This window comes from Sphingomonas sp. AC522 (assembly GCF_979258125.1).
This window is the reverse complement of sequence record NZ_OZ409836.1, coordinates 2,795,952-2,821,605: the sequence shown is the minus strand read 5'-3', so window position 1 is coordinate 2,821,605 and position 25,654 is coordinate 2,795,952. Positions and strand designations below refer to the sequence as shown.

Annotated in this window: 30 protein-coding genes, 1 other RNA gene and 1 pseudogene; 21 read left to right on the top strand and 11 right to left on the bottom strand. The window is 64.8% G+C overall.

Going from position 1 to position 25,654, the window contains the following annotated elements; translation table 11 throughout:
- Window positions 1-63 precede the first annotated feature (63 nt).
- On the top strand, window positions 64-1,956 hold the full coding sequence (locus tag ACZZZM_RS14245) for an XrtA/PEP-CTERM system amidotransferase (RefSeq protein WP_463595742.1): 1,893 nt from the start codon (window positions 64-66) through the stop codon (window positions 1,954-1,956).
- Between the two features lie 3 nt (window positions 1,957-1,959).
- Here ACZZZM_RS14245 and ACZZZM_RS14240 read toward each other — a convergent pair whose 3' ends face one another.
- Window positions 1,960-2,388, bottom strand: coding sequence for an MAPEG family protein (locus ACZZZM_RS14240; protein ID WP_463595741.1), 429 nt, complete (start codon window positions 2,386-2,388; stop codon window positions 1,960-1,962).
- A gap of 160 nt (window positions 2,389-2,548) precedes the next feature.
- On the opposite strand from ACZZZM_RS14240, the gene ACZZZM_RS14235 reads away from it, so the two are divergent.
- Window positions 2,549-3,109: a hypothetical protein gene (locus tag ACZZZM_RS14235; RefSeq protein ID WP_463595740.1), complete on the top strand. Its 561-nt coding sequence runs from the start codon at window positions 2,549-2,551 to the stop codon at window positions 3,107-3,109.
- Window positions 3,110-3,169: 60 nt separating this feature from the next.
- Window positions 3,170-3,514, top strand: coding sequence for a hypothetical protein (locus ACZZZM_RS14230; protein WP_463595739.1), 345 nt, complete (start codon window positions 3,170-3,172; stop codon window positions 3,512-3,514).
- A 53-nt stretch (window positions 3,515-3,567) separates the two neighbouring features.
- Here ACZZZM_RS14230 and ACZZZM_RS14225 read toward each other — a convergent pair whose 3' ends face one another.
- The gene (locus tag ACZZZM_RS14225; RefSeq protein ID WP_463595738.1) at window positions 3,568-4,626 is read right to left on the bottom strand and encodes a 1,9-bis(guanidino)-5-aza-nonane synthase; all 1,059 of its coding nucleotides are present in this window, start codon (window positions 4,624-4,626) and stop codon (window positions 3,568-3,570) included.
- A 150-nt stretch (window positions 4,627-4,776) separates the two neighbouring features.
- Window positions 4,777-5,997, bottom strand: coding sequence for a type III PLP-dependent enzyme domain-containing protein (locus tag ACZZZM_RS14220; protein WP_463595737.1), 1,221 nt, complete (start codon window positions 5,995-5,997; stop codon window positions 4,777-4,779).
- Between the two features lie 186 nt (window positions 5,998-6,183).
- Here ACZZZM_RS14220 and ACZZZM_RS14215 point away from each other — a divergent pair, with 186 nt between their 5' ends.
- From ACZZZM_RS14215 to ACZZZM_RS14200, 4 genes are read left to right on the top strand one after another with little or no spacing between them, the layout of a single operon-like run.
- Window positions 6,184-7,119: a threonine ammonia-lyase gene (locus ACZZZM_RS14215; RefSeq protein ID WP_463595736.1), complete on the top strand. Its 936-nt coding sequence runs from the start codon at window positions 6,184-6,186 to the stop codon at window positions 7,117-7,119.
- On the top strand, window positions 7,119-7,295 hold the full coding sequence (locus tag ACZZZM_RS14210; protein ID WP_463595735.1) for a hypothetical protein: 177 nt from the start codon (window positions 7,119-7,121) through the stop codon (window positions 7,293-7,295). The genes ACZZZM_RS14215 and ACZZZM_RS14210 overlap by 1 nt, the downstream gene beginning before the upstream one ends.
- On the top strand, window positions 7,292-7,459 hold the full coding sequence (locus ACZZZM_RS14205; RefSeq protein WP_463595734.1) for a hypothetical protein: 168 nt from the start codon (window positions 7,292-7,294) through the stop codon (window positions 7,457-7,459). Before ACZZZM_RS14210 ends, ACZZZM_RS14205 begins: the two co-directional genes overlap by 4 nt.
- A 22-nt stretch (window positions 7,460-7,481) precedes the next feature.
- On the top strand, window positions 7,482-7,697 hold the full coding sequence (locus ACZZZM_RS14200; protein ID WP_463595733.1) for a DUF2093 domain-containing protein: 216 nt from the start codon (window positions 7,482-7,484) through the stop codon (window positions 7,695-7,697).
- A 33-nt stretch (window positions 7,698-7,730) separates the two neighbouring features.
- Here the strand turns inward: ACZZZM_RS14200 and ACZZZM_RS14195 are convergent, their stop codons facing one another.
- The gene (locus ACZZZM_RS14195) at window positions 7,731-8,387 is read right to left on the bottom strand and encodes an alpha/beta hydrolase (protein ID WP_463595732.1); all 657 of its coding nucleotides are present in this window, start codon (window positions 8,385-8,387) and stop codon (window positions 7,731-7,733) included.
- A 97-nt stretch (window positions 8,388-8,484) separates the two neighbouring features.
- On the opposite strand from ACZZZM_RS14195, the gene ACZZZM_RS14190 reads away from it, so the two are divergent.
- The 6 genes from ACZZZM_RS14190 to ffs all read left to right on the top strand — a co-directional run bounded on the left by ACZZZM_RS14190 (window position 8,485) and on the right by ffs (window position 11,929).
- On the top strand, window positions 8,485-9,555 hold the full coding sequence (locus tag ACZZZM_RS14190; protein ID WP_463595731.1) for a cysteine desulfurase family protein: 1,071 nt from the start codon (window positions 8,485-8,487) through the stop codon (window positions 9,553-9,555).
- Window positions 9,552-10,643 carry a cysteine desulfurase family protein gene (locus tag ACZZZM_RS14185; protein WP_463595730.1) on the top strand — a complete coding sequence of 364 codons (1,092 nt, stop codon included), beginning with the start codon at window positions 9,552-9,554 and terminating at the stop codon, window positions 10,641-10,643. The genes ACZZZM_RS14190 and ACZZZM_RS14185 overlap by 4 nt, the downstream gene beginning before the upstream one ends.
- Window positions 10,640-10,972 carry a 2Fe-2S iron-sulfur cluster-binding protein gene (locus ACZZZM_RS14180; protein WP_463595729.1) on the top strand — a complete coding sequence of 111 codons (333 nt, stop codon included), beginning with the start codon at window positions 10,640-10,642 and terminating at the stop codon, window positions 10,970-10,972. The genes ACZZZM_RS14185 and ACZZZM_RS14180 overlap by 4 nt, the downstream gene beginning before the upstream one ends.
- A 42-nt stretch (window positions 10,973-11,014) precedes the next feature.
- Entirely contained in the window at window positions 11,015-11,425 is a 411-nt protein-coding gene (locus ACZZZM_RS14175; RefSeq protein ID WP_463595728.1) for a low affinity iron permease family protein, read from the top strand.
- A 66-nt stretch (window positions 11,426-11,491) separates the two neighbouring features.
- Window positions 11,492-11,758 carry a hypothetical protein gene (locus ACZZZM_RS14170; RefSeq protein WP_463595727.1) on the top strand — a complete coding sequence of 89 codons (267 nt, stop codon included), beginning with the start codon at window positions 11,492-11,494 and terminating at the stop codon, window positions 11,756-11,758.
- A gap of 73 nt (window positions 11,759-11,831) precedes the next feature.
- Window positions 11,832-11,929: signal recognition particle sRNA small type (ffs, locus tag ACZZZM_RS14165), an RNA gene on the top strand.
- A 104-nt stretch (window positions 11,930-12,033) separates the two neighbouring features.
- On the opposite strand, the gene ACZZZM_RS14160 is transcribed toward ffs, so the two are convergent.
- Window positions 12,034-12,438, bottom strand: a complete 405-nt coding sequence (locus tag ACZZZM_RS14160) for a DoxX family protein (RefSeq protein ID WP_463595726.1) — start codon at window positions 12,436-12,438, stop codon at window positions 12,034-12,036.
- Window positions 12,439-12,719: 281 nt separating this feature from the next.
- On the opposite strand from ACZZZM_RS14160, the pseudogene ACZZZM_RS14155 reads away from it, so the two are divergent.
- From ACZZZM_RS14155 to ACZZZM_RS14145, 3 genes and pseudogenes are all read left to right on the top strand, one after another.
- Window positions 12,720-14,328: pseudogene (locus ACZZZM_RS14155) on the top strand (DNA polymerase III subunit gamma/tau).
- Window position 14,329: 1 nt separating this feature from the next.
- Window positions 14,330-14,650: a YbaB/EbfC family nucleoid-associated protein gene (locus ACZZZM_RS14150; RefSeq protein ID WP_463595725.1), complete on the top strand. Its 321-nt coding sequence runs from the start codon at window positions 14,330-14,332 to the stop codon at window positions 14,648-14,650.
- 71 nt (window positions 14,651-14,721) lie between these two features.
- A complete protein-coding gene (locus ACZZZM_RS14145) occupies window positions 14,722-15,015 on the top strand; it encodes a hypothetical protein (protein WP_463595724.1) in 294 nt (97 codons plus the stop codon).
- Here the strand turns inward: ACZZZM_RS14145 and mtgA are convergent, their stop codons facing one another.
- The 3 genes from mtgA to ACZZZM_RS14130 form a co-directional block, all read right to left on the bottom strand.
- Window positions 15,016-15,636, bottom strand: a complete 621-nt coding sequence (gene mtgA / locus ACZZZM_RS14140) for a monofunctional biosynthetic peptidoglycan transglycosylase (RefSeq protein WP_463596453.1) — start codon at window positions 15,634-15,636, stop codon at window positions 15,016-15,018.
- Between the two features lie 407 nt (window positions 15,637-16,043).
- A complete protein-coding gene (gene rpoH / locus ACZZZM_RS14135) occupies window positions 16,044-16,949 on the bottom strand; it encodes an RNA polymerase sigma factor RpoH (RefSeq protein ID WP_463595723.1) in 906 nt (301 codons plus the stop codon).
- 53 nt (window positions 16,950-17,002) lie between these two features.
- Entirely contained in the window at window positions 17,003-17,953 is a 951-nt protein-coding gene (locus ACZZZM_RS14130; RefSeq protein WP_463595722.1) for an RluA family pseudouridine synthase, read from the bottom strand.
- Between the two features lie 18 nt (window positions 17,954-17,971).
- On the opposite strand from ACZZZM_RS14130, the gene ACZZZM_RS14125 reads away from it, so the two are divergent.
- Window positions 17,972-18,394 carry a M67 family metallopeptidase gene (locus tag ACZZZM_RS14125; protein ID WP_463595721.1) on the top strand — a complete coding sequence of 141 codons (423 nt, stop codon included), beginning with the start codon at window positions 17,972-17,974 and terminating at the stop codon, window positions 18,392-18,394.
- Here the strand turns inward: ACZZZM_RS14125 and ACZZZM_RS14120 are convergent.
- Both ACZZZM_RS14120 and ACZZZM_RS14115 read right to left on the bottom strand, forming a co-directional pair.
- The gene (locus ACZZZM_RS14120; RefSeq protein WP_463595720.1) at window positions 18,367-19,611 is read right to left on the bottom strand and encodes a hypothetical protein; all 1,245 of its coding nucleotides are present in this window, start codon (window positions 19,609-19,611) and stop codon (window positions 18,367-18,369) included. The two genes, ACZZZM_RS14125 and ACZZZM_RS14120, sit on opposite strands and share 28 nt — an antisense overlap.
- Before the next feature lie 24 nt (window positions 19,612-19,635).
- Window positions 19,636-20,103 (bottom strand): D-Ala-D-Ala carboxypeptidase family metallohydrolase, encoded by a 468-nt coding sequence (locus ACZZZM_RS14115; RefSeq protein WP_463595719.1) that lies wholly within the window; start codon window positions 20,101-20,103, stop codon window positions 19,636-19,638.
- Between the two features lie 257 nt (window positions 20,104-20,360).
- Here ACZZZM_RS14115 and ACZZZM_RS14110 point away from each other — a divergent pair, with 257 nt between their 5' ends.
- A complete protein-coding gene (locus ACZZZM_RS14110) occupies window positions 20,361-20,507 on the top strand; it encodes a lmo0937 family membrane protein (RefSeq protein ID WP_463595718.1) in 147 nt (48 codons plus the stop codon).
- A 146-nt stretch (window positions 20,508-20,653) separates the two neighbouring features.
- Here the strand turns inward: ACZZZM_RS14110 and ACZZZM_RS14105 are convergent, their stop codons facing one another.
- Complete coding sequence (locus ACZZZM_RS14105; protein ID WP_463595717.1) at window positions 20,654-21,928, bottom strand: serine hydrolase domain-containing protein; 1,275 nt, start codon at window positions 21,926-21,928, stop codon at window positions 20,654-20,656.
- Between the two features lie 118 nt (window positions 21,929-22,046).
- Between ACZZZM_RS14105 and ACZZZM_RS14100 the strand changes: the two genes are divergently transcribed.
- From ACZZZM_RS14100 to ACZZZM_RS14090, 3 genes are all read left to right on the top strand, one after another.
- The gene (locus ACZZZM_RS14100; protein ID WP_463595716.1) at window positions 22,047-22,688 is read left to right on the top strand and encodes a histidine phosphotransferase family protein; all 642 of its coding nucleotides are present in this window, start codon (window positions 22,047-22,049) and stop codon (window positions 22,686-22,688) included.
- 158 nt (window positions 22,689-22,846) lie between these two features.
- Window positions 22,847-25,189 (top strand): chemotaxis protein CheA, encoded by a 2,343-nt coding sequence (locus tag ACZZZM_RS14095; RefSeq protein WP_463596452.1) that lies wholly within the window; start codon window positions 22,847-22,849, stop codon window positions 25,187-25,189.
- Complete coding sequence (locus ACZZZM_RS14090) at window positions 25,189-25,614, top strand: chemotaxis protein CheW (protein ID WP_463595715.1); 426 nt, start codon at window positions 25,189-25,191, stop codon at window positions 25,612-25,614. Before ACZZZM_RS14095 ends, ACZZZM_RS14090 begins: the two co-directional genes overlap by 1 nt.
- The last annotated feature ends 40 nt before the right edge of the window (window positions 25,615-25,654 follow it).

Sequence of the window (25,654 nt, the reverse complement as noted above, 5' to 3'; positions counted from 1 at the left end):
TTCCTGGCTCTGGGTCCCCGCTTTCGCGGGGATGACGATTAGAGTGGGGAAATCGCGCGCAAAATGTGCGGCATCGCAGGCCTTTATTACCCCGCCATGGCACGGCCAGTGGATCCCGCACGCATCGTCCAGATGAGCGACGCGCTGGCGCATCGCGGTCCGGACGGTTCGGGCGTGTGGACCACTGCGGGCGTCGGGCTCGGACACCGTCGGTTGGCGATCATCGACCTGGAGGGCGGCGTCCAGCCGATGGCGACCCCCGATCAGGGCCTCGTCGTCACCTACAATGGCGAGATCTACAATTTCCAGGATGTCCGCGCCGAGCTCGAGAAATTGGGCGCGCGCTTCCTCACCGACAGCGACACCGAAGTGCTGCTCCACGGCTGGCGCGCCTGGGGTCCGTCGATGCTTGACCGGCTGAACGGCATGTTCGCCTTCGCGCTGTACGACAGCGAGCGCCGCAGCCTGTTCCTCGTGCGTGATCGGTTCGGGGTGAAGCCGCTCCATTACGCGGAGCTTTCGGACGGGGCGGTGGCGTTTGCCTCCGAGCTCAAGGGCCTGCTCGCGCATCCGTTGTTCCGGCGGTCGCCCGATTTCCGCGCGGTCGAGGATTATATGGGTCTGGGCTATGTGCCCGACGATGCTTCGATGTTGCAGGGCGTGAAGAAGCTCCCCGCCGGGCATTTCCTGCTGCTCGAGCGCGGCAAGCCGGTGCCGCAGCCGGTGCGCTGGTTCGACGTGGATTTTTCGAAGCGCACTACCGGCAAGCAGAAGGACCTAGAGGCCGAACTGGTCGATCTGATGCGCACCGCCGTGCGCGCGCGGATGATCGCCGATGTGCCGCTCGGCGCATTCCTCTCGGGCGGGGTCGACAGCTCGGCAGTGGTCGCGCTGATGGCCGAGGCGAGCAAGGCCGCGGTCAAGAGCTGCACGATCGGCTTCGATGAGGCCGGATATGACGAGAGTTCGCACGCCAAGCTGATCGCCGAGCGTTTCGCGACCTCGCATCGCACCCGGACCGTCGCGGCGGACGATTATGCGCTGATCGATACTTTGGTCGCGGCGTTCGACGAGCCTTTCGCCGATGCCTCGGCGCTGCCCACCTACCGCGTCTGCGAATTGGCCCGCGAAAAGGTGACCGTGGCGCTGTCGGGCGACGGCGCGGACGAGGCGTTCGCCGGCTATCGCCGCTACAAATTTTTCGCCGGGGAAGAGCGCATCCGCGGCCTGTTCCCCGAGGACGTGCGCCACAAGCTGTTCGGTACGCTCGGGCGGCTATACCCCAAGGCCGATTGGGCGCCGCGCCCGTTTCGGGCCAAGACTACATTGCTAGCGCTCGCCGAAAATGGCGAATTCGCCTATCCCAAGGCCGTCGGCGTCACCACGCCCGCACTTCGCCAGCAATTATATTCCGACGCGGCAAAGAAAGCGCTGGGCGGGCACAATGCCGAGCAGCGCTACACCGACGCGATGCGCCGCGCGCCCGCCCGAGATGGGCTCGACCGCGCGCAATATGCCGATATCCAGCATTGGCTGCCGGGGGATATCCTGACCAAGGTCGATCGCACCAGCATGGCGGTAAGCCTGGAGGCACGCGAGCCGCTGCTCGACTATCGCCTTGTCCAATTCGCGGCGATGCTGCCGCCCGAGCTTCGCATCAAGGCCGGGCAGGGCAAGTGGCTGATGAAGAAGGCGCTCGAGCCCTATCTACCGCGCGAGATCCTCTATCGGCCGAAAATGGGCTTCGTGACGCCGATAAGCGCATGGTTCCGCAAGGCGCTGGCGGAGGACGCCGCGGCGCTGGCGCGGTCTAAGCTGCTGGCGTCGACCGGCTGGTTCGACCTCTCGGTGATCGAGAAGCTCGCCGCCGACCACAAGTCCGGCCGCGCCGAGCACGGCCGGACCCTGTGGCAATTGCTGATGCTCGAGCGGAGCCTGTCGCGGCTGTTCGCCTGAGGCCTAGTGCCAGATCGCCATGCCCGCGTGCAGCGTCAGCACCATCAGCGCGAGCGTCGAGAGGACGAACAGGCTGAAGCGGACCGCGACCTTGTTGAAGGTTGCCTGCACCAGGCTGTGGAGAACGCGCAGACCGACATAGACCCAGGCGACGGTTGCGTTCACGCCATCTCCTTGGCCGAGCAAGGCCAGCGCCAGCGCGACCGCATAGAAGAGCGTCGGCTGCTCGACCAAATGGATGTAATTGTGCGCGGGCCACTGCGCCTTTTCGTCGAGCATCGTGTCGAGCAGCCCAGGGCGGCCGCCGCGCGCCCTCGACATGTCGATCCCGGCTTTCTTGAGCGCGGGCAGGCGTATCGCCATCGTCCACACCAGCATGACGAGCGTCCAGGCGACCAGCGCCACCACGGGCGCAAGAATTTGGCTGTGCATCGGTTTCCCCTCCAATTCGAGGGCGAAGCTGCCGCAACCGGCGTGCAAACGCAACGGATGCCGCCGGGCGGCGCTTTTCAGCGATTGCTCAGGCTTTGCTCATGCCGCTCAGCCCCGGCCGGCACTAGGCCTCGATCTCAATCTCGAAAGGGCAAGACGGATGGCGAGCGAAGAAACATTGGGCGGGCAAGGCGTGAACCGTTGGCGGCTTGTGCGCTGGGGCGCGGCCGCGGCGCTGCTGACGGTGCCGGCAATCGCGATGCAGTTCACCACGGAAGTGAATTGGACGCCGAGCGATTTCGTCGCGATGGGCGGCATATTCGCGCTCGCGCTCGGGGCATATGAATTGCTGGCAAAGGCGGCCGGAAATGCTTCCTATCGCCTGGCATCGGCGCTGGCGATCCTCGGCATATTCCTGCTCGTCTGGATCAATCTCGCGGTCGGCATCATCGGCGACGAAGGCAATGACGCGAATTTGATGTTCCTCGCCGTGCCTGTGGTGGGGTTCGCAGGCGCAATGCTCGCCAAGTTCCGCGCAGCCGGAATGGCGCGGGCCTTGTTCGCGATGGCCGGCGTGCAGATGCTGATCGCCGCGATCGCAGTGGTGGCAGGGCTCGGCACGGACGGGCCGATCTGGCCCCGCGACGTGCTGGGCGTGACTGTGATCCTGACCGGGATCTGGCTGCTCTCCGGCGCGGTGTTCCGACACTCGGCGCGCTGATCGCCACCCATCAAACGGTTAAATGCGGGGATATCTCGCCCCTAGGAAAGGAATGTCAAAATGACTCTAGGCCGGGTTTTCGCGAGCGTGCTGCTCGCAGCCATACCGACGGCGGGGATCGCCCAGACCGCGGAGGTCACCGTCGCCCCTACCGTCCTGCTGGGCTATGCCGGCGCCTATCAGACCGAGGGCCCGCTGCTCACCGTGCGGTTCGGGCTCGACGGAGCCTTCACCGTCGCGCCCGGCGAGCAGGAACCACGCGCCTTGCAGGCGATCTCGGAGACCGAGTTCCGAGTTGAGGGCACTGCGATGCGCATCGTCTTCCACCCGAAAGACGGGAAGACCGACAGCATCACCGTCCATCGCGGTGAGCGCCAGCTGCACGGCACGCGCGTTTCCAAGTAACAAAAAAGGCCGGGGTTTGCGCCCCGGCCTTTCCCGTACGATCGCTTTCGCGATCAGTCCTTGAACAGCTTGGCCCAGGCGCGCTTGGCGCGGGTCTTCCAATGGCCGCGGTGATAGGCGTCCGATGCGAGCAGCGGCATGACCGAACCTGCCTCGGCGAACACCATCTGTTCGATGCCGGTGTTGACCTTGCCCCAGCTTGCGGCCTCCTGCAGCGTCGACGACGAGCAGGCACCGTCGCGAACGTCCGCCACGGTGATCTGGACCGCATATTTGTGTACAGCGACGTCTTCGTGACCGAGAATTTCGGCGCAGACGACGGTGTCCTGGATGAAGTTCTTGGGAACGCCGCCGCCGATCATCAGCAGCCCGGTGGTGCCGGCCTTGATCTTGATCTCGGTGAGCTCGCGGAAATCGGCGATCGCATCGAGCAGCAGATAGGGCTTGCCCGCCTTGGCGGCGTCGACCTGGTGCTTGACGAGGCCGAAGCCCGCCGACGAATCCACGAATGCCGGGCAGAAAATCGGCACGTCATGCTCATAAGCGAGCTTGACGAGGCTGTTGTCCTTCTTGCCATGCTCCATCAGATACTTGCCCATCTCGCGGATGAACGCGCGCGATGAATAGGCCTTGGGCTCGAGCGATTCGGCGATCTCGAAGATCGTGTGATCGACGTGCTGAAGCTCTTCCTCGTCGATATAGGTGTCATAGATGCGATCGATATAGAGCGAGCGCAGCGTGTCATCGTCGGGAATCTCGAGCGCCTGATAGTGCTTGTGGCCAAGCCCCTCGAAGAAATCCATGTCGACGATGGTCGCGCCGGTGGCGACGATGCAGTCGACCATGTTCGAGCGGACCAGCTCGGCATAGAGGTCCATGCAGCCGCCCGCCGAAGTCGAGCCGGCGATGACGAGCACGACGGTGCAATCCGGATCGGCCAGCATCTGGTTGTAGATGTTGGTCGCGCGGCCCAGATCGCGGCTGGTGAAGCTCATATCGGCCATCGCATCGACGATCGGGCGTGCGTCGAAGCTGGTGATGTCGATATGCTTGACCTGCTTCGAAAGCAGCTCCGCCTTGCGGGTGTCGTTGGGTACGAGAGTGTCGGTCATTTGAAGTCCATCTTCACAGTACCGCCGTCATTCGAGGGGACGCGGAAACCCGTAAAAACAGCCGTCATCCCTGCGAAAGCCGGGATCTCAGGCCTCTCTCCCGCGCCTGTGGCACGAGATCCCGGCTTTCGCCGGGATGACGAGGAGGTGTTACAGCGTAACGACGTTCGACGGCAGCGCGCGTTCCTCTGCAGGCGCGTAGAGCGAGGCCATCGGTTCGTCTTCGACGATGACGGTCTCGTCAGAGCCGAAGCCGTTGAACGCAGTCCGCATCGCCGAGCCATAGGCGCCGAGCATGCCGATCTCGATATAGTCGCCGGCGCGGGTGTCCGCGGGAAGCGCGAACGGGCCGGTCATATGGTCGAGATCGTCGCAGGTCGGGCCGTAGAAGCTGAAGTCCATGTCACGCGTGTTCGATTCGGGCTCGCGCAAAAGGCGGACGGGGAAGCGCCAGCCGATATGCGCGGCATCGAACAGCGCGCCATAAGCGCCATCGTTGATGAACAACTCGTCGCCGCGGCGCTTTTCGACGCGGACGATCAGCGAGCTATATTCCGCGCACAGTGCCCGGCCGGGCTCGCACCACAGTTCCGACGAATAGCTGACGGGCAGCGATTCGAACGCGCGGTGGATCGTCTCGAAATAGAGCTCGAGCGGCGGAGGCTCCATGCCCGGATAGGTCGAGGGAAAGCCGCCGCCGACATCGACGACATCGACGGTTACCGCTGCCTCGACGATCGCGGCGCGAACGCGCTCCATCGCCTGGGCATAGGCATCGGGCGACATTGCCTGGCTGCCGACATGGAAGCAGATGCCGAGGGCATCGGCTGCCTGGCGCGCGGCCATCAGCAGATCCTTGGTTTCGCCCGGGATCGCCCCGAACTTTGATGCGAGGCTGAGCTTGGACATGTCCGAAGAGACGCGGATGCGCACGCACAGCGTCAGATCCTCGGCACCACGGGTGGCGCTGACGATCTTCTCCAGCTCCTCGAGGCTGTCGAGCGAGAAGACGCGGACGCCATGCTCGAAATAGGCCTGGTGGATCGCTTCCTCGGCCTTGACCGGGTGCATGAAGCAGAGCGTCGCCTCGGGCAAAGTACGCGAGACGAGGCGAACTTCGGCGATCGAGGCAACGTCGTAATGCGTGACGCCGCTATCCCACAGAATCTGCAGCAGATCGGGGGACGGATTCGCCTTCACGGCATACATCGAGCGACCCGGAAACTTCTCGACGAAGAAGCGGGCGGCACGCGATGCGGCATGCGGACGAACAAGCGTTACCGGCTGAACCGGTGCGCTCTTGGCGATGTCCACGGCAGCAGCCGTGGAACGGGCAGTCGCTAGCCCCAGCGCGCTATGATGCTTGTGCAATTCAAGGGACCTCCAAATGCCTTTCGGCAAGTCGTTGACAATTGCTGCCTTGCGGTTGGAAGTCCCATGGGGCAGCGGGAAGCGGGCATTTAGGGTCGCGTGACCCCCATGTAAAGCGATTCGATAACCCATGTTTTCTGGCGGGGATGAAGCGTGACGATTGTACGACAGCCAACCCGAGCCGGAGTGCGCGACGCTGCGGCGAAGGTCGCGGCGATATTGCCGCAAACCCCTTTGCTGACAGCGGAAATTCGCGGCGTGCCGGTGTCGTTCAAGGCCGAGTGCCTTCAGCCGATCGGCGCCTTCAAGATCCGCGGCGCATGGCATAGGCTGACCGCGCTCGACGCTGCATCGCGCGACAAGGGCGTGGTCGCCTTTTCGTCGGGCAATCATGCGCAGGGCGTGGCCTGGGCAGCAAAGCGGCTCGGCATCCCTGCCGTGATCGTGATGCCCGCCGATGCGCCCGCGGTGAAGCGCGAGTCGACGATGGCGATGGGGGCTGAAGTGGTCTCGTACGATCGGATGACCGAGAACCGCATCAAGATTGCCGCGCATCTGGCGCACGCGCGCGGCGCGGCTCTCGTGCCGCCGTTCGACGATCCCTGGATCATCGAGGGGCAGGGCAGTGCCGGAATCGAGGCGATGACCCAGATGGTCGAAGCGCGGCTGCCCGATCCCAGCCATGTCGTCACCCCCTGCGGCGGTGGCGGGCTTGCCGCGGGGCTGGCGCTGGCGCTGCCTGATGCTGAAGTGACGATCGTCGAGCCCGAGGGCTGGGACGATATGTGCCGCAGCCTGGAAGCGGGCTGGATCGAGCCGGTCGGCCCCAATCCGCCGCCTACGGCCTGCGATGCGCTGCAGACACTCGAACCCTCGCCGCTGACCTTCGATGTGCTCTCGCGGCGTGGGGCGCGGGGGCTGACGGTGAGCGAAGCCGAAGTCCGCACGGCGCAGCGTTGGGCCGCGGCCAAGCTGCGCGTGGTGGTCGAGCCCGGCGGCGCGGTCGCGCTGGCGGCGGTGCTGGCGGGCAAGGTCGAATTGAAGCCCGGGCTGCTGGTGATCCTCTCGGGCGGCAATGCCGATCCGGAGGCCTATGCCGCCGTGCTGAGCGGGTCCGACTGATGGCCACGCGGTTCGGCGCGGTGATCGCCAATTCGATGGGCGCCGTCGCCAAGGTGATCGGCTATGGCATGTATTATCTGCTGCGCATCATCTATCGCCGCCGCGACAAGATCATCGCCGGAGCGGTGCTCGCGGTGATCGTCGCGCTACTGGTCGTATGGTGGTTGCTGGCATGACTGATCCTACGCTCAGCCCCATCCTGCAGAGCATCGCCGTCGTCGCGATGTTCGCGCTTGTCTGGGGCGGCGCGCGGCTGCTCAAGACCGACCGCACCAAGGGCGTGCTGATGATGGTCTGCGCGCTCGTCATCCTTGGCAATCTGCTGATCTGGACTTTGTGACCGGCGTCCCCAGATAGCTGCCATGCTCAAATCCGCCGGCCCCGCACATCTGATCTACGGCACACCCGAATATGAAATGGTCGTGCCGGGCAGTTATGTGCTGTGCGCGGTCACCGGCGCGCGGATCGACTTGGACGACCTCAAATATTGGAGCGCCGAATTCCAGGAGGCCTATCTCAGTGCCGAGGAGGCGACCGCGGCGTTCGTGGCGGGCGGGGCTGGGAATATTCTGAAGTAGGCTCATCCCAGCTTTCGCCGGGATGACGGGCTGTCACCGGATCGGCGAGTTCGGATCGAGCCGCATGTCGAGATATTTGTCCACCGATCCCATCAGCTGCTCCATCTCGTGCTCGAAGAAGTGGTTCGCGCCCGGGATGGTGTCGTGGTGGATCGTGATGTGGCGCTGGGTGCGCAGCTTGTCGACGAGCTTCTGGACCGCACCCGGCGTGACGACTTCGTCATTCTCGCCTTGGATGATGATACCCGAGGAGGGGCAGGGCGCGAGGAAGGTGAAGTCGAACATGTTGGCCGGCGGTGCCACCGAGATGAAGCCGCGAATCTCTGGGCGGCGCATCAGCAGCTGCATGCCGATCCACGCGCCGAAGCCGAAGCCGGCAACCCAGGTGGTCGAAGCCTCGGGATGGAAGCTCTGCACCCAATCGAGTGCCGACGCCGCGTCGGACAGTTCGCCGATGCCGTTGTCGAACGTCCCCTGGCTCTTGCCGACGCCCCGGAAATTGAAGCGCAGCGTAGCGAAGCCGCGGCGCTGGAAGGTCTTGTAGAGCTCCTGGACGATGCGGTTGTTCATCGTGCCGCCGGCATTGGGGTGCGGGTGGAGGATCATCGCGACCGGCGCGCGCGGGCGCGGGGCGGGAGCGAAACGGCCTTCGAGGCGGCCTTCGGGGCCGGGAAAAATGACTTCGGGCAAATTCGCACCTGTTGATTTCGTGCGCGCCCGGTGGCGCGCGAAGCTGGGCGCTATATAGGCAGAGCAGCCTTTTGCGCAATTGGAACGAAACCGACCCTTGGCCGACCGCATCTATCTCGATCACGCCGCGACCACGCCGATGCTGCCCAAGGCGGTGTTGGCAGTGAAGGATGCGATGATGCGCTGGGCCAATCCCAGCTCGCCGCACACTGAGGGGCGGGCGGCCCGCGCGGCGCTGGAGGATGCCCGCCGGCGGATCGCCGCCGCCTATGGCTGGCCGCACGAACTGATCCTGACTTCGGGCGCCAGCGAATCGCTCTATATCGCGCTCAAGCGCTCGATGGCCGAGCGGAAGCTGATCACTGCAGTCGATCATGATTCGGTGCTGCGCCATTCGGAAGGCATGCGAGTGCTGCCGGTACGATCCACGGGCAAACTCGATCTCGAAGCGCTGAGCGGGGCCCTGGAGCCCGGCACTTTGGTCTGCGTGCAATGGGCGAACAGCGAAACCGGCATCCGCCAGCCGATCGAATCGATCGCGCGGATCGTTCGCGAAGCCGGCGGGCTGCTGCTCGTCGACGCCGCGCAAATGCCCGCGCGCGCCGACGATGCAGTATTGCTCCATGCCGATTTCATCGCGGTCTCCGCACACAAGCGCGGCGGCCCCCCCGGAGTCGGCGCGCTGATGGTGCGCGACTTCGCCACCTTGATGCCGATGGGCGGGCAGGAGCGGGGCTATCGCGCCGGAACCGAAAATCTGCCCGGCGCGATCGGCTTTGCGACGGCACTGGAAGTGCCCGAGCCGCTTCAGCCGCTCTGGACCCTGCGCCAGAAGCTCGACTTCGCCGTGCAACAGGATGGCGGCGTAGTGATCGGCGAGGGGATCAACAGCACGCCGGCAATCCGATCGTACCGGATGCCCGGAATGTCCGCCGCGGCGCAGCTCATCCGCTTCGACCTGGCAGGCTATGCAGTGTCAGCGGGCAGCGCCTGCTCCTCGGGCAGCATGCGGCCAAGCCATGTGCTGACCGCGATGGGCTGGCAGGAGCCCGATCTGCGCGAAGTGGTCCGTGTCAGCTTCGGCAGGAAGACCAACAAGGCCGAGACCCACGAGTTCGCCAAGGTCTGGCAGAAGATCGCCCGCGAAGCGCGGTACAGCCGGGCATGATCTATCTCGATTATCAGGCGACCACCCCGCTGGCGGCCGAGGCGCTGGCCGCAATGCTCCCCTGGCTTGAGAACCAGCACGCCAATCCGCATTCGGCGCACGCCGCCGGCCGCGCGGCAAAGGCGGCGGTCGAAGTCGCGCGCGAGCAGGTCGCCGATCTGATGCCGACCGGCGGCGCGGTCAGCTTCACCAGCGGCGCCACCGAAGCCCTCAACTGGGCGATCAAGGGCACCAAAGGACCCATCGTCACCCTCGCGACCGAACATGCCGCCGTGCTCGACACGGTCGAGGCCGAGCGCGCCAAGGGCCGCGAAGTCAGCGTGCTTCCGGTCGGTAGCGACGGCCTTGTCGATTTCGCGGCGTTTCGCGCGGCGGTGAAGCCCGGCACCGGCATCGTCGCGGCAATGCTGGTCAATAACGAGATCGGTGTGATCCAGCCGATCGCCCAGCTTGCCGCAATGGCACACGCCGCTGGCGCGCTGTTCCTGTGCGACGCGGTCCAGGGCTATGGTCGCGAATTGATCCCGCACGAATGCGATCTGGTGGCGGTCTCCGCGCACAAGATCCACGGCCCTAAGGGAGTCGGCGCTCTGTGGATCCGCGACGGGATCACGCTCGATCCGCTGCTCCATGGCGGCGGACAGGAGCCGGCAGGGCGATCGGGCACGCTTTCCCCCGCGCTCTGCGCCGGCTTCGGGGCAGCCGCGCAGCTCGCCAAGCAGCGCTTTGGCGCGGATCATGCCCATGCCGAGCAACTCTTCCGCGCCGCGCTCGCGCATGTCGCGGTCGATTGGCAGCTCAACGGATCGCAGGGCGAACGCTATCCCGGCAACCTCAACCTCCGCCGTGAGGGGCTCGATGTCGCCCGGCTGATGTCGGATCTGCGCGACATTGCCTTTTCGGCGGGTTCGGCCTGCGCCAGCGGATCGGGGCGGCCCAGCCATGTGCTGCGCGCGATCGGCCTCAGTGACGTCCAGGCCAAATCGTCGATCCGGCTCGGCTTCGGGCGCTACACCAGCGAGGAAGAACTGATCGCCGCACTCGATCGCATCAATTTCGCCGCCCGCACGCAGAAAGTATCGGCATGATCCGAATCCGCTTCATCGGCACCGACGGCGCCATGCGGGAAGTCGAGGCAGCGGAAGGCGCGCGGCTGCTCGAAGTCGCGCAGAATGACGGTCAGCCGCTCGAGGGGACGTGCGAGGGCCAAATGGCCTGCTCGACCTGCCATGTGATCGTTGCTGCAGAGGATTTCGCCCGCCTCCCTCCTGCCAGCGAGGAAGAGGAAGACATGCTCGATCTAGCAATGGGAGCGGGCAGGACCAGCCGGTTGGCGTGCCAGATAATCCTCGGCGTCGAGCTCGACGGATTGACCGTTCGCATGCCGCCGCACCACCGCGATATGCAGGGCCGTTAACATAGGTTTGGAACAGGCCGCGCGCCGGACCGTTTGGCTGCGATGAATCGACCTAACCTGCGTCAACGAAGCTATCATCTCGGCTGCCGCATCTCGGACATCGGCGCGAATATCGCCGGTCATCCGATGGCGCTGATCGGCGTGCTGATCTTCTGTACCGGCTGGTTCCTGCTACCGCTTGGCAATCGCGCGACGGCACTGCTGACTCTGGTGCTGTCGGTGCTGGCGATCACGCTCACCCAGATGGTGCTCAACCAGCAGAAGCGGCATGAGGCCGCACTGCATCTCAAGATCGACGAACTGATCCATGCCATGAAGGGCGCGCGTGACGATCTGATGGGGATCGAGAGCAGGAGCGAGATCGAACTGGAGGCACTGCGGATCACCGGCGAGCGCGCCGAGGAAGTGCTCGATCAACGGCGCGGCAGGGCGGTCACCACGCGCGCCGGGTAACACGGAACTTCGTTACGCCCTCGAACATTTCATCGGCGCGGGCATAGCACTGCAGGAGAGGATGATATGAAGACATTAGGGCTTATTGCCGCGGCTGCCGCGACGATGTTGTTTGTTCCGGCCGCGAGCGCGGCGCCGGTTTCGGCTCCGGCCACGGCGGTCACTGCCTCCGCGATTGCCGCGAGCGCGCAGGTTCGCGTCGTGGTGCGCGACGATCGCGGTCGTCGCGGTTGGCGTGGTCACAATCGCCGCGCGAAATGGCGGACGGTCTGCACCCGCCGCTGGCGTCACGGGCGCAGCACGCGCGTCTGCCGCCAGGTGCGCCGCCGCTAAGCGATTGAGAGGGTGGGGGTGCCGACCGGGCGCCCCCGCTCTTGCGCCGTCGCACGGCTTCGCCCATATGCGCCGCGGGAGTCGGGCGGACGTGGTCGTCGCCAACCTGGTCAGATCCGGAAGGAAGCAGCCACAACGATTTCGCTACGGGTCGTTCCGGCTCCCACCGCTCGCTGCGCGAGCTTTTAGCAAAGCTAAAACGAGCACCGGCAGCGAGCGCGGCCGGCGGCGCTACGAGCGCCGACCGACGACGCCGCTTTGCCGCGGCGCGCCTATCAGTCCGGACCCACCACCCGCTCCGGCAAATGCGCAACCCCGATCACCCCCAAACACACCAGCAGCAACACGCTATATTCCATCCCATTGCGCCCGCCGCCGACCACGAACCATCCCTCGGGCCAATGCACCATCACGAGTCCGGCTGTGTAGATCCCCGCAAAACCGAGGCAAAGCCACGGCGCCCGCCACCCGATCGCGAGCAGCGGCGTCGCCAATATCTCCCATCCCGTCACACCCCCCGCCACATACGGCCCGAAGGGAATGCCCTGGCCGGTCAACCACTCCCCAAACGGCGCAACACCGCCCTGCGTGAAGCGATACCAGCCGTGAATGGCGAGCAGGCACGCGATGGCGATGCGCAAGCCCGCAAGCCCCAGGTCGCGCCGGTCTAAACGTCCCATTGGTCACCCCTTTTTCGGGCGGAGTTTCCGCAGCGGCCGAGCACAGGTCAATCGCAATGCGCCCGCCGATCCTGACCGCGCGATATACGCGGATATGTTTTTTCCCTGTCCTACAGGCACTCATCCGTGCCATGGAACAAACCATGAAAATGTGCGGCCTGTCCATCACGCAAGCGCTCCGTACGGCGAATGTTGAGACCCCCGAAGTTTATAAACTTCATCAACATTTGCGCCGGGTTGAATCTTCGACTTCGTCCACGCGCCGCGCTAGGACGGGCTAGATGTCCGATTCCTTCCTTGGCCTCGACGAACCCCCGCAGCCGCGCGATCAGGCGTATCGCGTGCTGGCGCGCAAATACCGTCCGCAGACCTTTTCCGAGCTAATCGGCCAGGATGCGATGGTCACCACGCTGGGCAATGCGATCAAGCGCGATCGGCTGGCGCACGCTTTCCTGCTCACCGGCGTCCGCGGGGTCGGCAAGACCTCGACCGCGCGGCTGATCGCCAAGGCGCTGAACTGCATCGGGCCGGACGGGCAGGGTGGCCCGACGATAGACCCCTGTGGGGTTTGCGAGCCTTGCGTCGCGATCGCCGAGGGGCGGCATATCGACGTGATCGAGATGGACGCCGCGAGCCATACCGGCATCGACGATATCCGCGAGATTATCGAAGCGTCGCGCTATTCGGCGGTCTCCGCGCGCTACAAGATCTACATCATCGACGAAGTCCACATGCTCTCCAAGGCCGCGTTCAACGGTCTGCTCAAGACGCTCGAAGAGCCTCCGGCGCATGTGAAGTTCCTGTTCGCCACCACCGAGGTCAACAAGGTGCCGGTCACGGTGCTGTCGCGCTGCCAGCGCTTCGATCTGCGGCGTATCCCGGCCGAGAAGCTGGCCGAACATTTCGCCCGAGTTCTCGGAGGCCGAAGGCGTCGAGGCCGAGCCCGAAGCGCTCAACATGATCGCGCGGGCGGCCGAAGGATCGGCACGCGACGGGCTTTCGATCCTCGACCAGGCGATCGCGCATGCCGGGATCGAAGGCGAGGGCGTCAAGGCCGATGCCGTCCGTCAGATGCTGGGGCTTTCGGACCGCGGCGCGATCCGTGAATTGTTCGGGCTGCTGCTATCGGGCGATGCGGGCGGTGCGCTGGCGGCGCTGCGGCTGCAATATGACATGGGGGTCGATCCCCAGGCCGTGCTCAAGACACTGCTCGAAACCGTCCACGGCGTGACGCTTGCCAAATTGGGCACCGATGCGACTGCAGGCCAGTCCGCGGAGGAAATGAAGGCGCTGGAACGCTGGGCGGCTGGGCTGAGCTTCCCGGCCCTCCACCGGCTGTGGCAATTGTTGCTCAAGGGGCATGACGAAGTCGCACGTGCGGCGCTGCCGATCGAGGCGTGCGAAATGGCGCTGCTGCGGGTGATCCATGCCTCGCAACTCCCCGATCCGGGCGATCTGGCGCGGCAGATCGCCAGCGGTGCCGTATCGCCGCCCGCCGCTGCTGCCGCACCGAAGGAGCCCGGGCTGCCCGGCACCATCGCCGAACTGGCCGATCATCTCGAGCACCATCGCCGGCTCCAGCTGGCGACCCAGGTGCGCGATTATCTGCGCCCGGTCAGCTTTAACGGCACCGAGGCGGAGTTCGGCGCGGTGCGGACGCTGCCGCACGATTTCATGCGCGATCTCGCCGCGGCGCTCCGCGACACCACTCAAGTCAATTGGCGGCTGCGGCTTGTAGAGGGCGCGAGCGCGCCTACGTTGCGCGAACAACAGGCTGCCAACGAGGCGGCGGAGCGCGATGCCGTGCTGCGGTCGCCCGTCGTCATGGCGGCGATGGAAGCCTTTCCCGAGGCCGAACTGATCGGCTGGACCAAGACAGGAACGAATTGAGATGGATCTCGAAAAGATGATGGCCATGGCGCAGAACGTCCAGGCCGAGCTGACCAAGGCCCAGGCAAACCTCGATACGATCGAAGTAGAAGGCCAGTCGGGCGGCGGGCTGGTCAAGGTCCGCGCTTCGGCCAAGGGCCGGATCATCGGGATCGATATCGATGATTCGCTGCTCAATCCGAGCGAGAAGGGCATGCTCGAGGATCTGCTTTCCGCTGCCTTCAACGATGCGCGCGCCAAGGCTGATACGGTCTCACAGGAATTGATGGCCAAGATGACCAGCGGGCTGCCTTTGCCGCCGGGTTTCAAGCTGCCTTTCTAAGACCCAACACAGGTTAGGGAACTATCACGGACACTCCTCGGTTGCTGCGGCACAAATCGAGGAGTGTTTCGATGGTTGAGCGAGTTACCGAGCGGACCGACGGCGTGATCACCGAGCGCGTCACCGAAAGCGATGGCGGCGGCGAGACCGTAGTGGTCCAGACCCGCAGCGGCGGCGGCGGCGCCGGCTTGCTGATCGGCCTGGCGATCCTGATCCTCGTCGTGGTCGGCGCGGTCTATCTGTTCAACCAGAATGCCCGCGAGAATGCCAAGACCAGTGCCGTCAGGGAAGCCGCGGAGAGCGTCGGCGATGCGGCAAAGGATGTCGGCGACGCGGCCAAGGATGCCGCGAAGAAGATCGAATAGTCAGCGCAGGCAGGCGTCGAGCCCGTCGCCCCGGACGACGCCGATCCGGGCAGAGATCGAATTGCCATAGCGCCGCGTGAAGCCCTTGGGATCGATCGCGGCGCGCTTTTTGGGAAGCGGCAAAACCGCGGCGATCTGCGCGGCCTCGCGTGCCGAAAGCCGCGAAGCGTCATGCTTGAAGTAGCGCAGGCTGCCGGCATTGACTCCGTAAGTGCCGATCCCGGTCTCGGCGACGTTGAGATAGATCTCCATGATCCGCCTTTTGCCCCAGATATTCTCGATCAGCACAGTGAAATAGGCTTCGAGCCCTTTGCGGAAATAGCCGCCGCCCTGCCAGAGGAAGACATTCTTGGCTGTCTGCTGGCTGATCGTCGAACCGCCGCGAATGACTCTGGTGCCAGTCGCGTTCCGCGCGGCCGCCGCCGCCATCGCCTTGAAATCGAAGCCATTGTGCTCGCAGAAGCGCGCGTCCTCAGCAGCGATCGCCGCCCGCGCCATGCTCGGATCGATCCGGCTGAGCGGCATCCAGCGCTTGGTGACGCCATGCCCGCCGATGATGTCGCAGATCATCGTCCAAGTCACCGGCGGGCCGACGAAGCGATACACCACCACCATCGCCATCGAGAGAAGCAGGAACGCCAGGATCAGCTTGACGATCCAGCCCAGGATGCGGCGCCAGACGGACTTGCGCTTCCGGGGCTTGGGCTGCGCTGCGGGAGCGACGGGTGCCGCTGGCCGCTGGAAACCCGGGCCGGGCCTGCGCCGCGGCACCGACAGCCGGTTGAGATCGGGCATTGGCGCGTCGCCGAGTGGCTGGGGAACCGGCGGCGGCGTGAAGCTGGCCCAGCGCTCGGGCGCGGTGATCTGGGTCGGCGGAGCTTGCGGCTCGCCATCCTCGACCGGATGCACGCCGGGCGTCAGCGGCGGGCCCAAACGGCCATCTTCGTCGCTTTTGTCTTCAGCCATGGCCGCACGCTTGCCGAAGCGCGCGGCGTATCGCAACCGTCATGTGCCTGCCGAAGCGGGGCTCAGCCCGCCGTCACCAGCCGCTTTTCGCCCGCCAAGCGCATCATCGCCTTTTGCAGTTTCTCGAACGCGCGAACCTCGATCTGGCGGACGCGCTCGCGCGACACGCCGTAAACCTGCGAAAGCTCCTCAAGCGTCTTGGGATCGTCGGTCAGGCGACGCTCGGTCAGGATATGCTTCTCGCGCTCGTTGAGATCGTCCATCGCCGAAGTCAGCATCTCGTGGCGAACATCGGCTTCCTGGGCATCGGCGACGACCGTGTCCTGCAGCGGCGCGTCGTCCTGGAGCCAATCCTGCCACTGGCTCTCGCCATCCTCGCGCATCGGCACGTTGAGCGAAGTGTCGCCGCCCATCGCCATGCGGCGGTTCATCGAAGTGACTTCGTCCTCGGTGACGCCGAGATCGGTGGCGATCTTGGTAAGATGCTCCGGCGACAAATCGCCATCCTCGAACGCATCTAGCTTGGCTTTCATCCGGCGCAGATTGAAAAACAGCTTCTTCTGCGCCGCGGTGGTGCCCATCTTTACGAGGCTCCACGAGCGCAGGATGAATTCCTGGATCGATGCACGGATCCACCACATGGCATAGGTCGCCAGGCGGAAGCCGCGATCGGCTTCGAACTTCTTCACGCCCTGCATCAGGCCGATATTCCCTTCGGAAATCAGCTCGCTGACCGGCAGGCCATAGCCGCGATAGCCCATGGCGATCTTGGCGACCAAGCGCAGATGCGAGGTTACCAACTGCGCCGCGGCATCGGCATCGCCATGTTCCTCAAAACGCTTGGCGAGCATATATTCCTGCTCCGGCGCGAGGATCGGAAACTTCTTGATCTCGGCCAGATAGCGGTTGAGGCTCTGCTCGCCGCCAAGTGCGGGGATCGTCGCGGGGACATTGCTGCCATTTGCCATGATCCAAAACTCCCTTTCTGAGCGCCGCCCGCTGGGCCAACGCGCTCCCTAATTCATACGACAAGATTAGCGTACAGTTCCTGCATATCGGCAGGCATTTCGCTATCGAACGCCAAAGCGTGGCTTTTCACGGGGTGAATGAACCCCAGATGGGCGGCGTGCAAGGCTTGGCGGCGGAAATTCAAGGTTTCCAGAAGCGCGCGATGCTTGCTTGATCCGCCATAAACCGGATCGCCCAAAAGTGAATGTCCGATCGAGGCCATGTGCACGCGGACCTGGTGGGTTCTTCCTGTTTCCAGGCGGCATTCGATAAGATCCGCATTGCGAAGTTGACACACGCGACGCCAATGCGTGATCGCGTGTCTTCCATTTCCCTCTGCGACAACGGCAATCTTCTTACGATTGGTTTGCGACCGCGCCAGCGATGCATTCACGGTCCCCGTCGGCGTTTTTACGTGACCATTGACGATCGCGCGATAGCGCCGGTCGATCGTGTGCGCCTTGAACTGGCGGGCGAGGCCGACATGCGCCGGATCGGTTTTGGCGGCGAGCATCAGACCCGACGTATCCTTGTCGATCCGGTGGACGATGCCGGGGCGCGCGACCCCGCCGATCCCCGAAAGCTGGCCGGCGCAGTGATGGAGCAGCGCATTGACCAATGTTCCATCAAGATTGCCCGCGGCGGGATGAACGACGAGCCCCGCAGGCTTATCGATCACGATCAGATGCTCGTCTTCAAACACGACGTTTAGTTCGATATCCTGCGCCTCGTTATGCGCAGGCGTGGGATCGGGGACTTCGAGCTTGAACAGGGCGCCGCCGGGAAACTTCTTCGCCGGATCGCGGACCAGCCCGTGCGGGCCGGTGACCTGGCCCGTCGAGATCAGGGCCTTGATCCGCTCGCGCGACAGGGTCGGCACGGCTTCCGCGAGAGCACGATCGAGACGCCAGCCATCGGCTGTCTCCGCGATGCGTGCTTCGATGATGGAAACCCCCGAGTTCATGTTTTACCTTAGATGGCGATGCGGGTCCGAATTTCAAGGTGTGTTGTCGAACTAATCCAGCGCGCGGCCGCCGGCGCGGCGCCGCTGGAAGCCTGCGGGCTGCTGTTCGGCGAGGGCCATGCGGTTTCGGCCGCCGAGCATTGCGCCAACGTGGCGGCGGAGCCTGCGATCGGCTTCGAGATCGAGCCGAAGGCGCTGTTCGCAGCGCTGCGGGCCGAGCGCGCCGGCGGGCCGCGGATCGCGGGCTATTGGCATTCGCATCCGAGCGGCGACGCCACGCCCTCTGCGACCGACGCAGCGATGGCCGCGCCCGACGGCAAGCTGTGGCTGATCGCCGCTGGCGGGCAGATCAGCGCCTGGCGCGCAGGAGCCGCCGCCGGGTTCGAACCGGTGGCATGGTCGATCGAAGGCAATCAGGCCCCGGCGATCGGCTCGCAATAGGCAGTGAAGACCTTGACGTTCGCCGCATATTGCCGCGCTCGCGGGCCGCTGCCGTTATAGGCGCGGATCGCTTCCCACAAATCGCCGTGCGTGATGCGCAGCTTCTCGTCGAGCTCGCTGATCGCGCGGGCGAGGCAGGTATCGAAGCTGTACCAGCGCTTGTTGCGGAAGAAATCCTCGTCGCTCGTGACGTGCTGGAGGTCGTATTGCAGCAGGCCATAGCCCTTATAAACCCAGGGCTTGTCGCCATAATTCTGGAGGCGGCGCGTCTTGTTCGCTTCCTCGATCAGCATGTCGGCAAAGGCATCGCCATAGCGGGCGCGGAAGGCGGCGGTGTTGACGGGGAAGGCGCTGCGGCTGGTGCCGGGATAATCGCCGCTGGCATCATAGACGGCGCGCTCGACGATCGTCTGGACCGACATGGTGTTGATCCACGGCACCCATTTGTAAGCTGTCTCCTGGCAGATGATCGCGCAGAGATGCTTGGCGCCATAGGCCTTCCCAGCGACCGCGGCCCGCATTTGCGCGCCGAAATTCGTGACCAGCCAGCGCGCGCAAGCCTCGGCCGCCGATTTGGAGATCGGCAGATTGGCGGGCGGGAGCGGCGGGGCAGGGGGCGGCGGCGCGACGGCGGCGACCGGCGCGGCCTGGGTCAGCACGTTCATCGGCTCGCCGTCGATAACGACGCTGGCGCCGCCGATCCTGGTCATCACCTGATGCTGGAAAGCGGCGGGATAGCGCGCCTTTAGGCTCTTGATCAACGCCACGACCCGGCGTCGCGAATCCCAGAATTCCATATCGGCATCGGGGCCGACCGGCCCGGTGAGATTGAGGCAGCCGATGCTTGCCAGATAGAGCTTGGCCTTGGGCGGATGCGCCGGATGGATGAGGATGCCGATGCGCTTGTTGGTGCCGGCAAGCGCCAGACCGGGCATCGGATCGGTGCCCGGCGGGCTTTCCTCACCCAAATAGCCGATCGAGCGATAGCGTCCGAACTGAGTCCATAGGGGATAGCTCTTGGCCTCGACGCGCTTGCCATTGCCCGCGGTCTTGTTGTCGCCCGGGCCGATGGCCTCGCAGACGAAGCCGGCAAGGTCCGCCTGGGCCTGGCCATCGATATAGACCTGATATTTGCCGTAGGTGCGCGTCCGGGTTCCCGATTTGTGGAGGCCCAAACGCTGGACATGCAATTCCCAGCCAGTTCCGGTGATCGGCATCGTCAAACCCCCTCCGCTTCGTGCTCAGTCGAAATATTTCCAGTCGATATACGTGCTGGGACCGCCCGGCTGGTGGCCGCGCATGCCGCGAAGCCGTGGGCCAAAGGCGACATGGACGACGCCGCGGCCGCTCTCGAGGATGAGCTGGTCGAGCTTGATCTTCCCCTCGGCCATGGCATCGGCGATCAGCTTGGCGGTGGACTCGGCAGAGCGCGCCGCGACGGTGATATCCGCGGCATAGCCTTGGGGATGGGCGCTGGTCGCAGTGCCGCCGACGAGCTTGTTGATCTTCGGATTGCGATAGGCGGAGGTGACGACGATCGCACGATTGCCGCAGATTTCGCGAATCTTCTCTAGTCCCGGTGCCAGATGGCTGCGCATGACGGCAAGATGCGCGGCAGTCGGCGTATTGGCGATGCCGCGTTGATCAGCCACGGCAGAGACCAGCAATTCGCTCAGCCAGAAATGCTCGGTAAGGCGTTCGTCGCTCATTTGATGTCCCCCCAGGAAATCAGGGGATATCATGCGACTGATCGGTCAAGTGCACAATAGTATGGGCGCGGATCAATCGGTCCGAAAAGGACTATTAGTTAGAATTATTTGGCATCAACTTGATATGGCAAGATCGTGTCTTAAGTCGATGATGATGTTCGGTATAATTGCGAAGGGTCAGCGCTCGTCAGCACCGGCAGGGAACGTTTCGCCCGCGCAACACGTTGGCTGGGCAGTGTTCACAAGGGAGAGTCGCCATGCTTTGGACCATCGCCATCATCCTGTTGATCCTCTGGGCGCTGGGCTTCGCCTTCCAGATCGGCAGCGGGCTGATCCACATCCTGCTCGTCGTCGCGATCGTGGTCGGGCTGATCCAGCTCTTCACTGGCCGCCGAGTGGTTTAGGCGAGTAATGCGAAAGCCCTCCCCCTTGATGGGAGAGGGCGGGTGGGGTGACTTCTCCACGAGAATTGTGATTTGTGGAGAGGTCACCCTCACCCTCCCATCGCCTTCGGCGGCGGGCCCCTCCCTCTCCCGACGGGGGGGAATTTTTAGTCCCCCGCTGGCCCGAGATACGCATCGCCATAGACCGCGCGGCGGATATCGCGGTGGAGCGTGCCGGTGAAGGGCTTGGTCTGGACGAAGAACACCGCGCTCAGCTTGTTTGCCGGATCGACCCAGAACAGGGTCGTCGCAGCGCCATCCCAGAAGAATTCGCCGAGCGCGCCGCGATTCTCCTCCGCGCTTTTCGGCTGGCCGACCCGCACCGCGAAGTCGAAGCCGAAGCCGACATTGCCCTTGCTCGGCAGCCAGGAGCGTTCGGTAACGCGGCGATCAAGCTGATCGGTCGACATGATGCGAATGGTCGAGGGCTTCAGAATGGTCGTGCCCTCGAGCGTGCCGCCGTTCAGCAGCATGCGGGCGAAGCGCATATAATCGTCAATCGAGGCGACCAGGCCGGCGCCGCCCATGGTCATCGCCGGCTTGGGGAAATTGCGCGCGCGGGCGATCTTGTCGTCCTCGCGGACGAGCTTGCCGTCCTGCAGCAGATAGGTGGCGGCGAAGCGGGCGAGATTGGCATCGGGCTGGGTCCAGCCGCTATCCTTCATGCCCAGAGGTTTCAGGATATGCGCCTGGACATAGTCCTCGAAAGGCTGGCCGGTCAGTGCCTCGACGAGCAGCGCCTGGACATCGACCGCGGCGCTGTATCGCCACTCCTTGCCGGGATCGAAGATCAGCGGGACGTGCGCGATGCGCTCGCCGAACTGCTTCAGATCGTTGGTGAGCGCGAGCGGATTGGCGGCGGCGAAGGCCTTTTCCGCCGCACTAGGCCCGTCGCCATAAGCGAAGCCGGCGGTGTGGCGCAGCACGTCGCGAACGGTGATCGGGCGCGTGGCGGGGCGCCAGAGCGGCTTGCCCGCGGTATCGGCGCCATCCTGCACCAGCATCGTCGCGAAGGCCGGGAGATAACGCGCGATCGGATCGTCGAGCCCGAACTTGCCCTGCTCCCATAGCTGCATCAGCGCGACGCCGGTGACCGGCTTGGTCATTGAATAGATCTGGACGAGCGTGTCACGGCGCATCGGGCGGGGAGCCTCGCGATCGGCCAGGCCGGTTTCGCCATAATAGACTTCGCGGCCATCCTTCCAGACCAGGGCGGAGACGCCCACTGCGCGGCCATCGGCGACCATCGATGCCAGCGCGCGATCGATGCGGGCCTTGTCGATGCGGAAGCTCGCGGTCGCGTCGGCGCGGGATTGCGCGACGGCGGGCATTCCCGCCAGCATCATCGCGGCCGCGGCCATTGGAAGCAGGAATCCTCGCATTGCTCTCTCCCCCTCGCATTTTGTCTGATGTTAGCGTTGTCAGAGGCGGAGGACCAGTAGCGTGCTTGCAGCTTGGCGGTGCGTGCGCCAAAGAGACGAATTATCTGGAGCACCTCATTTGAACATCAGCCCGACCGACTTCGCCAGCCTGCTTTGCTCGCGGCTCTGCCACGATCTGCTGAGCCCGGTCGGGGCGCTCAATAACGGGCTCGAACTGCTTGCCGACGAGCATGATCCCGAGATGCGCGCGCGCTGCCTGGAACTGCTCAGCGAGAGCGCCAAGGCATCGGCCAACAAATTGAAGTTCTTCCGGCTGGCGTTCGGCGCGGCGGGGGGCTTTGGTGAGACCGTGGACACCCGCGAGGCGCAGGCGGCGATCGAAGGGCTGTTCGGCGAGAACCACCGCGTCCAGGTCGGCTGGATGGTCGAGGATCCGGTGCTGCCCAAGCAGGCGATCAAGGTGCTGCTCAACCTGGCGCTGATCGGGGGGGACGCGCTGGTGCGGGGCGGCGATCTGGCGATCGGCGCGGAGATCGTCGAGGGGCATATCGAGATCGTGGTGCGCGCAGATGGTCCGCGGATTGTTTTGGACCCGGAACTGCGCAGCGCATTGGCGGGCGGCAAGGACGATCTGCCGATCACTCCGCGCGCGGCTGCGGCCTATCTGGCGCATGCGCTGGTGACGCAGGACGGGGGCGTGCTGCAGGTGAGCCCGCCGGATGCCGAAGTGCTGCTGTTTGGGGCGAGCTTCGGAGTTTGAGGTTCTTCCCCACCTCAGCGCAAGCTGAGGTGTCATGCAACGAAGGTCGCGCTAGCGGCTGGAGATGCCAGCTCTCGCTGGCATGACGAGGAATTCGGCTAACCCCGCTTTAACCACCCATCCCCCACAAAGGCCCGGCAAATTTGCTTCGGGGCCTCATGGACGATCTGCTTCAGGAATTCATTGCCGAAACCCGTGAGACGCTTGAGGCGCTTTCGGGTGAGATCGTCGCGTGGGAGGCGCATCCGGGGGACAAGGGGCGGCTCGATGCGATTTTTCGCTTCGTCCACACTGTTAAAGGCAGTTGCGGGTTTCTCGATCTGCCGCGGCTGGCGCGGCTGAGTCATGCTGCCGAGGATGTGCTGGCGCAGGTGCGCGATGGCGAGCGGGTGCCCGATGTCGGGCTGGTCAATGCCGTGCTCGCGATCGTCGACCGGATCGGCGAGATCGTCGAGGCGATCGATTCGGGCGACAGCCTTGACGATACCGGCGAGGATCTGCTGATCGCGGCGCTGGCCGAGGGCAGCGACACGGTGGCGGCAGTGCCGGCAGGCGGCGGCGTCGGCCAGCGGGCGCCGGCGCGCAGCGTGCGGCTCAATGTCGACCTGCTCGATCGGATGATGTCCGGCATGTCGGACATGGTGCTGGCGCGCAACGAGCTGGCGCGGCGGATGCGCGCGGGAGATATCGATCCGACGCTGGAAGCGGCGCTCGAGCGGCTTTCGCTGACTGTCGGCGAAATGCGCGACACGGTGACGCGGACGCGGATGCAGAAGATCGATGCATTGTTTTCGGCACTGCCGCGAATGGTGCGCGATACGGCGGCGGGGCTGGGCAAGTCGGTTTCGCTGCATATCGAGGGTTCGGACGTCGAGCTCGATCGCGAGATGATCGAGATGATGCGTGATCCGCTCGTCCATATCGTCCGCAATTCGATCGACCATGGCATCGAGACGCCGGGCGACCGCCGGGTGGCAGGCAAGCGCGAAAATGGCCGGCTGATCGTATCGGCGCGGCAATCGGGCAACCAGATCATCATCGAGATTTCCGACGATGGCCGCGGCGTCGATACCGGCAAGCTGGTCGCCAAGATGGTGCAGAATGGCGGCGACGAGCGTCACCTTCGCGGGCTGTCCGAACGCGCCAAGCTCGATCTGGTGTTCGAGCCTGGATTGTCGAGCAAGGACGAAGTCACCGAAATTTCCGGGCGCGGCGTCGGCATGGACGTGGTCCGCGCCGCGATCGAGCAGATCGGGGGGCGCGTCGAACTCGACAGCACCCCGGGCAAGGGGCTGCGCATTGCGATCCACGTGCCGCTGACGCTGTCGATCATCTCGGCGATCGTGGTGGGGGCGGGCGGACAGCGCTTCGCTATACCGCGCCAATCGATCGAGGAAATCGTCACCGATCGCGGCGATGCGATCCGCATCGATACGGTCGGCGGGGCGATGATGCTGACCGTGCGCGGGCGGCGGATGCCGATGTTCAATCTCTGCGACGTATTGGGGCTGCAGCGGATCAAATCCGATGCGCCGCGGATGATTGCGATCGTGAGCGTGCCCGAAGGCAGCTATGCGCTGGGCGCAGACAGCGTGCTCGATACCGAGGAGCTGGTGATCAAGCCGGCGTCGCCCGCAGTGATGTCGTGCGGGGTCTATGCCGGGCAGACGCTTCCGGACTCGGGCCTGCCGATGCTGCTGCTCGATTGTGCCGGGCTGGCCAGCATCGCGGGGCTCGATTTCAACCGCGATGCCAGCCGCGACTTCGACGATGCGCGGGCCGAGGCAGTGAAGGAAGGAATTCCGGCGCTGCTGTTCCAGGATCTCGACGGGGTCCGCCGGGCAGTGCCGCTGGCCGCCGTCGATCGCGTCGAACAAGTCGATGCGATCCAGGTGCGCTTCGCCGCCGGGCGCTTCCGCGTGACCATTGATGAGCGCATCCTGCCGCTCGCCGCGCAAGGCGAGATCGGCGGACGCGAGCGGCTGAACGTGCTCCGCCTCAAGGACGATGCCAACGAAGTCTGCTATGTGATCGAAGAGGCGATCGACATCATCGCTTTGCCCGAAGAGGTTACGCCGGCCCGCGAGCCCGGCCCGGTTTCGGGCGTGGTGCTGCTCGATGGCGAGCAGGTCGAACTGCTCGACATGCTCTGGGTGTTCGACACGCATGCGGATCGCGACGGGATGGGTGACGAAGCCCGCCCGGTCTGCCTGATCCAGGGCGACGATGGCGGCTGGATGGCCTCGTTCGTGCGTCCGCTGCTCGAAACATCCGGATATCGCGTCGCATTCGAGCTCGCACCGGGTGAATCCGCATCCGTCGTCCTCTCATCCGACGATGCCTCGCCCGCGCATGCCGAGCCCGCGCCGGTGGTGCGACTGCGCCGCCGGCGCGTCGCCGCGGCGGGGGATGACAGTGTCTATCGCTACGATCGCGCAGGGCTGCTCTCGGCGCTGGAAGCGAAGATGACTGGCGAAGCCAAGATGACGGGGACCCGGTGATGACCCACCTCTATCTCATCGCGCAGATCGCCGGGCGTGCCGTGGCGATCGATTCCAACCAGGTCGAATCGGTGGTCGATATCGGCGAAGTCACTGCCGTGCCGCTGGCGAGCGAACATGTTCGCGGGCTCGCCGCCCTGCGCAGCCGCGTGGTGACCGTGGTCGACACCCAATCGGCGCTGGGCCTGGCCGGCGAAAGCGACGCGCGCCGCGCCGTGATCACCCGCGTCGAAGGCCATCATTATGCGATGCTCGTGGATGCGCTCGACGATGTCGCGCCATTCGAATTGCTGCCGTTGGCAGGCGGCGTCGCGCTCGATCCGGCATGGCGCGGGGCGGGGCGCGGTGTCGTGGAGCGCGATGGCGAGCCGATCCTCGCGATCGACTTGGCGAGCCTGGTGCCCGGGCAAGGCGCTCCGAACTAATTTATCCGATTAACGCGAAGCTTACGCCTTTCAGTGCATC

Bases quoted from the DNA above. Each gene is read 5' to 3' on its own strand.
- ACZZZM_RS14225 (WP_463595738.1), bottom strand. From the start codon at position 4,626: ATGACCGACACTCTCGTACCCAACGACACCCGCAAGGCGGAGCTGCTT.
- mtgA (WP_463596453.1), bottom strand. From the start codon at position 15,636: ATGGCGATGGTGGTGGTGTATCGCTTCGTCGGCCCGCCGGTGACTTGG.
- ACZZZM_RS14175 (WP_463595728.1), top strand. From the start codon at position 11,015: ATGAATCGACCTAACCTGCGTCAACGAAGCTATCATCTCGGCTGCCGC.
- ACZZZM_RS14185 (WP_463595730.1), top strand. From the start codon at position 9,552: ATGATCTATCTCGATTATCAGGCGACCACCCCGCTGGCGGCCGAGGCG.
- ACZZZM_RS14160 (WP_463595726.1), bottom strand. From the start codon at position 12,438: ATGGGACGTTTAGACCGGCGCGACCTGGGGCTTGCGGGCTTGCGCATC.
- ACZZZM_RS14200 (WP_463595733.1), top strand. From the start codon at position 7,482: ATGCTCAAATCCGCCGGCCCCGCACATCTGATCTACGGCACACCCGAA.
- ACZZZM_RS14170 (WP_463595727.1), top strand. From the start codon at position 11,492: ATGAAGACATTAGGGCTTATTGCCGCGGCTGCCGCGACGATGTTGTTT.
- ACZZZM_RS14230 (WP_463595739.1), top strand. From the start codon at position 3,170: ATGACTCTAGGCCGGGTTTTCGCGAGCGTGCTGCTCGCAGCCATACCG.
- ACZZZM_RS14095 (WP_463596452.1), top strand. From the start codon at position 22,847: ATGGACGATCTGCTTCAGGAATTCATTGCCGAAACCCGTGAGACGCTT.
- ACZZZM_RS14150 (WP_463595725.1), top strand. From the start codon at position 14,330: ATGGATCTCGAAAAGATGATGGCCATGGCGCAGAACGTCCAGGCCGAG.
- ACZZZM_RS14240 (WP_463595741.1), bottom strand. From the start codon at position 2,388: ATGCACAGCCAAATTCTTGCGCCCGTGGTGGCGCTGGTCGCCTGGACG.
- ACZZZM_RS14110 (WP_463595718.1), top strand. From the start codon at position 20,361: ATGCTTTGGACCATCGCCATCATCCTGTTGATCCTCTGGGCGCTGGGC.
- ACZZZM_RS14125 (WP_463595721.1), top strand. From the start codon at position 17,972: ATGCGGGTCCGAATTTCAAGGTGTGTTGTCGAACTAATCCAGCGCGCG.
- ACZZZM_RS14235 (WP_463595740.1), top strand. From the start codon at position 2,549: ATGGCGAGCGAAGAAACATTGGGCGGGCAAGGCGTGAACCGTTGGCGG.
- ACZZZM_RS14090 (WP_463595715.1), top strand. From the start codon at position 25,189: ATGACCCACCTCTATCTCATCGCGCAGATCGCCGGGCGTGCCGTGGCG.
- ACZZZM_RS14245 (WP_463595742.1), top strand. From the start codon at position 64: ATGTGCGGCATCGCAGGCCTTTATTACCCCGCCATGGCACGGCCAGTG.
- ACZZZM_RS14205 (WP_463595734.1), top strand. From the start codon at position 7,292: ATGACTGATCCTACGCTCAGCCCCATCCTGCAGAGCATCGCCGTCGTC.
- ACZZZM_RS14130 (WP_463595722.1), bottom strand. From the start codon at position 17,953: ATGAACTCGGGGGTTTCCATCATCGAAGCACGCATCGCGGAGACAGCC.
- ACZZZM_RS14105 (WP_463595717.1), bottom strand. From the start codon at position 21,928: ATGCGAGGATTCCTGCTTCCAATGGCCGCGGCCGCGATGATGCTGGCG.
- ACZZZM_RS14145 (WP_463595724.1), top strand. From the start codon at position 14,722: ATGGTTGAGCGAGTTACCGAGCGGACCGACGGCGTGATCACCGAGCGC.
- ACZZZM_RS14115 (WP_463595719.1), bottom strand. From the start codon at position 20,103: ATGAGCGACGAACGCCTTACCGAGCATTTCTGGCTGAGCGAATTGCTG.
- ACZZZM_RS14180 (WP_463595729.1), top strand. From the start codon at position 10,640: ATGATCCGAATCCGCTTCATCGGCACCGACGGCGCCATGCGGGAAGTC.
- ACZZZM_RS14210 (WP_463595735.1), top strand. From the start codon at position 7,119: ATGGCCACGCGGTTCGGCGCGGTGATCGCCAATTCGATGGGCGCCGTC.
- ACZZZM_RS14120 (WP_463595720.1), bottom strand. From the start codon at position 19,611: ATGCCGATCACCGGAACTGGCTGGGAATTGCATGTCCAGCGTTTGGGC.
- rpoH (WP_463595723.1), bottom strand. From the start codon at position 16,949: ATGGCAAATGGCAGCAATGTCCCCGCGACGATCCCCGCACTTGGCGGC.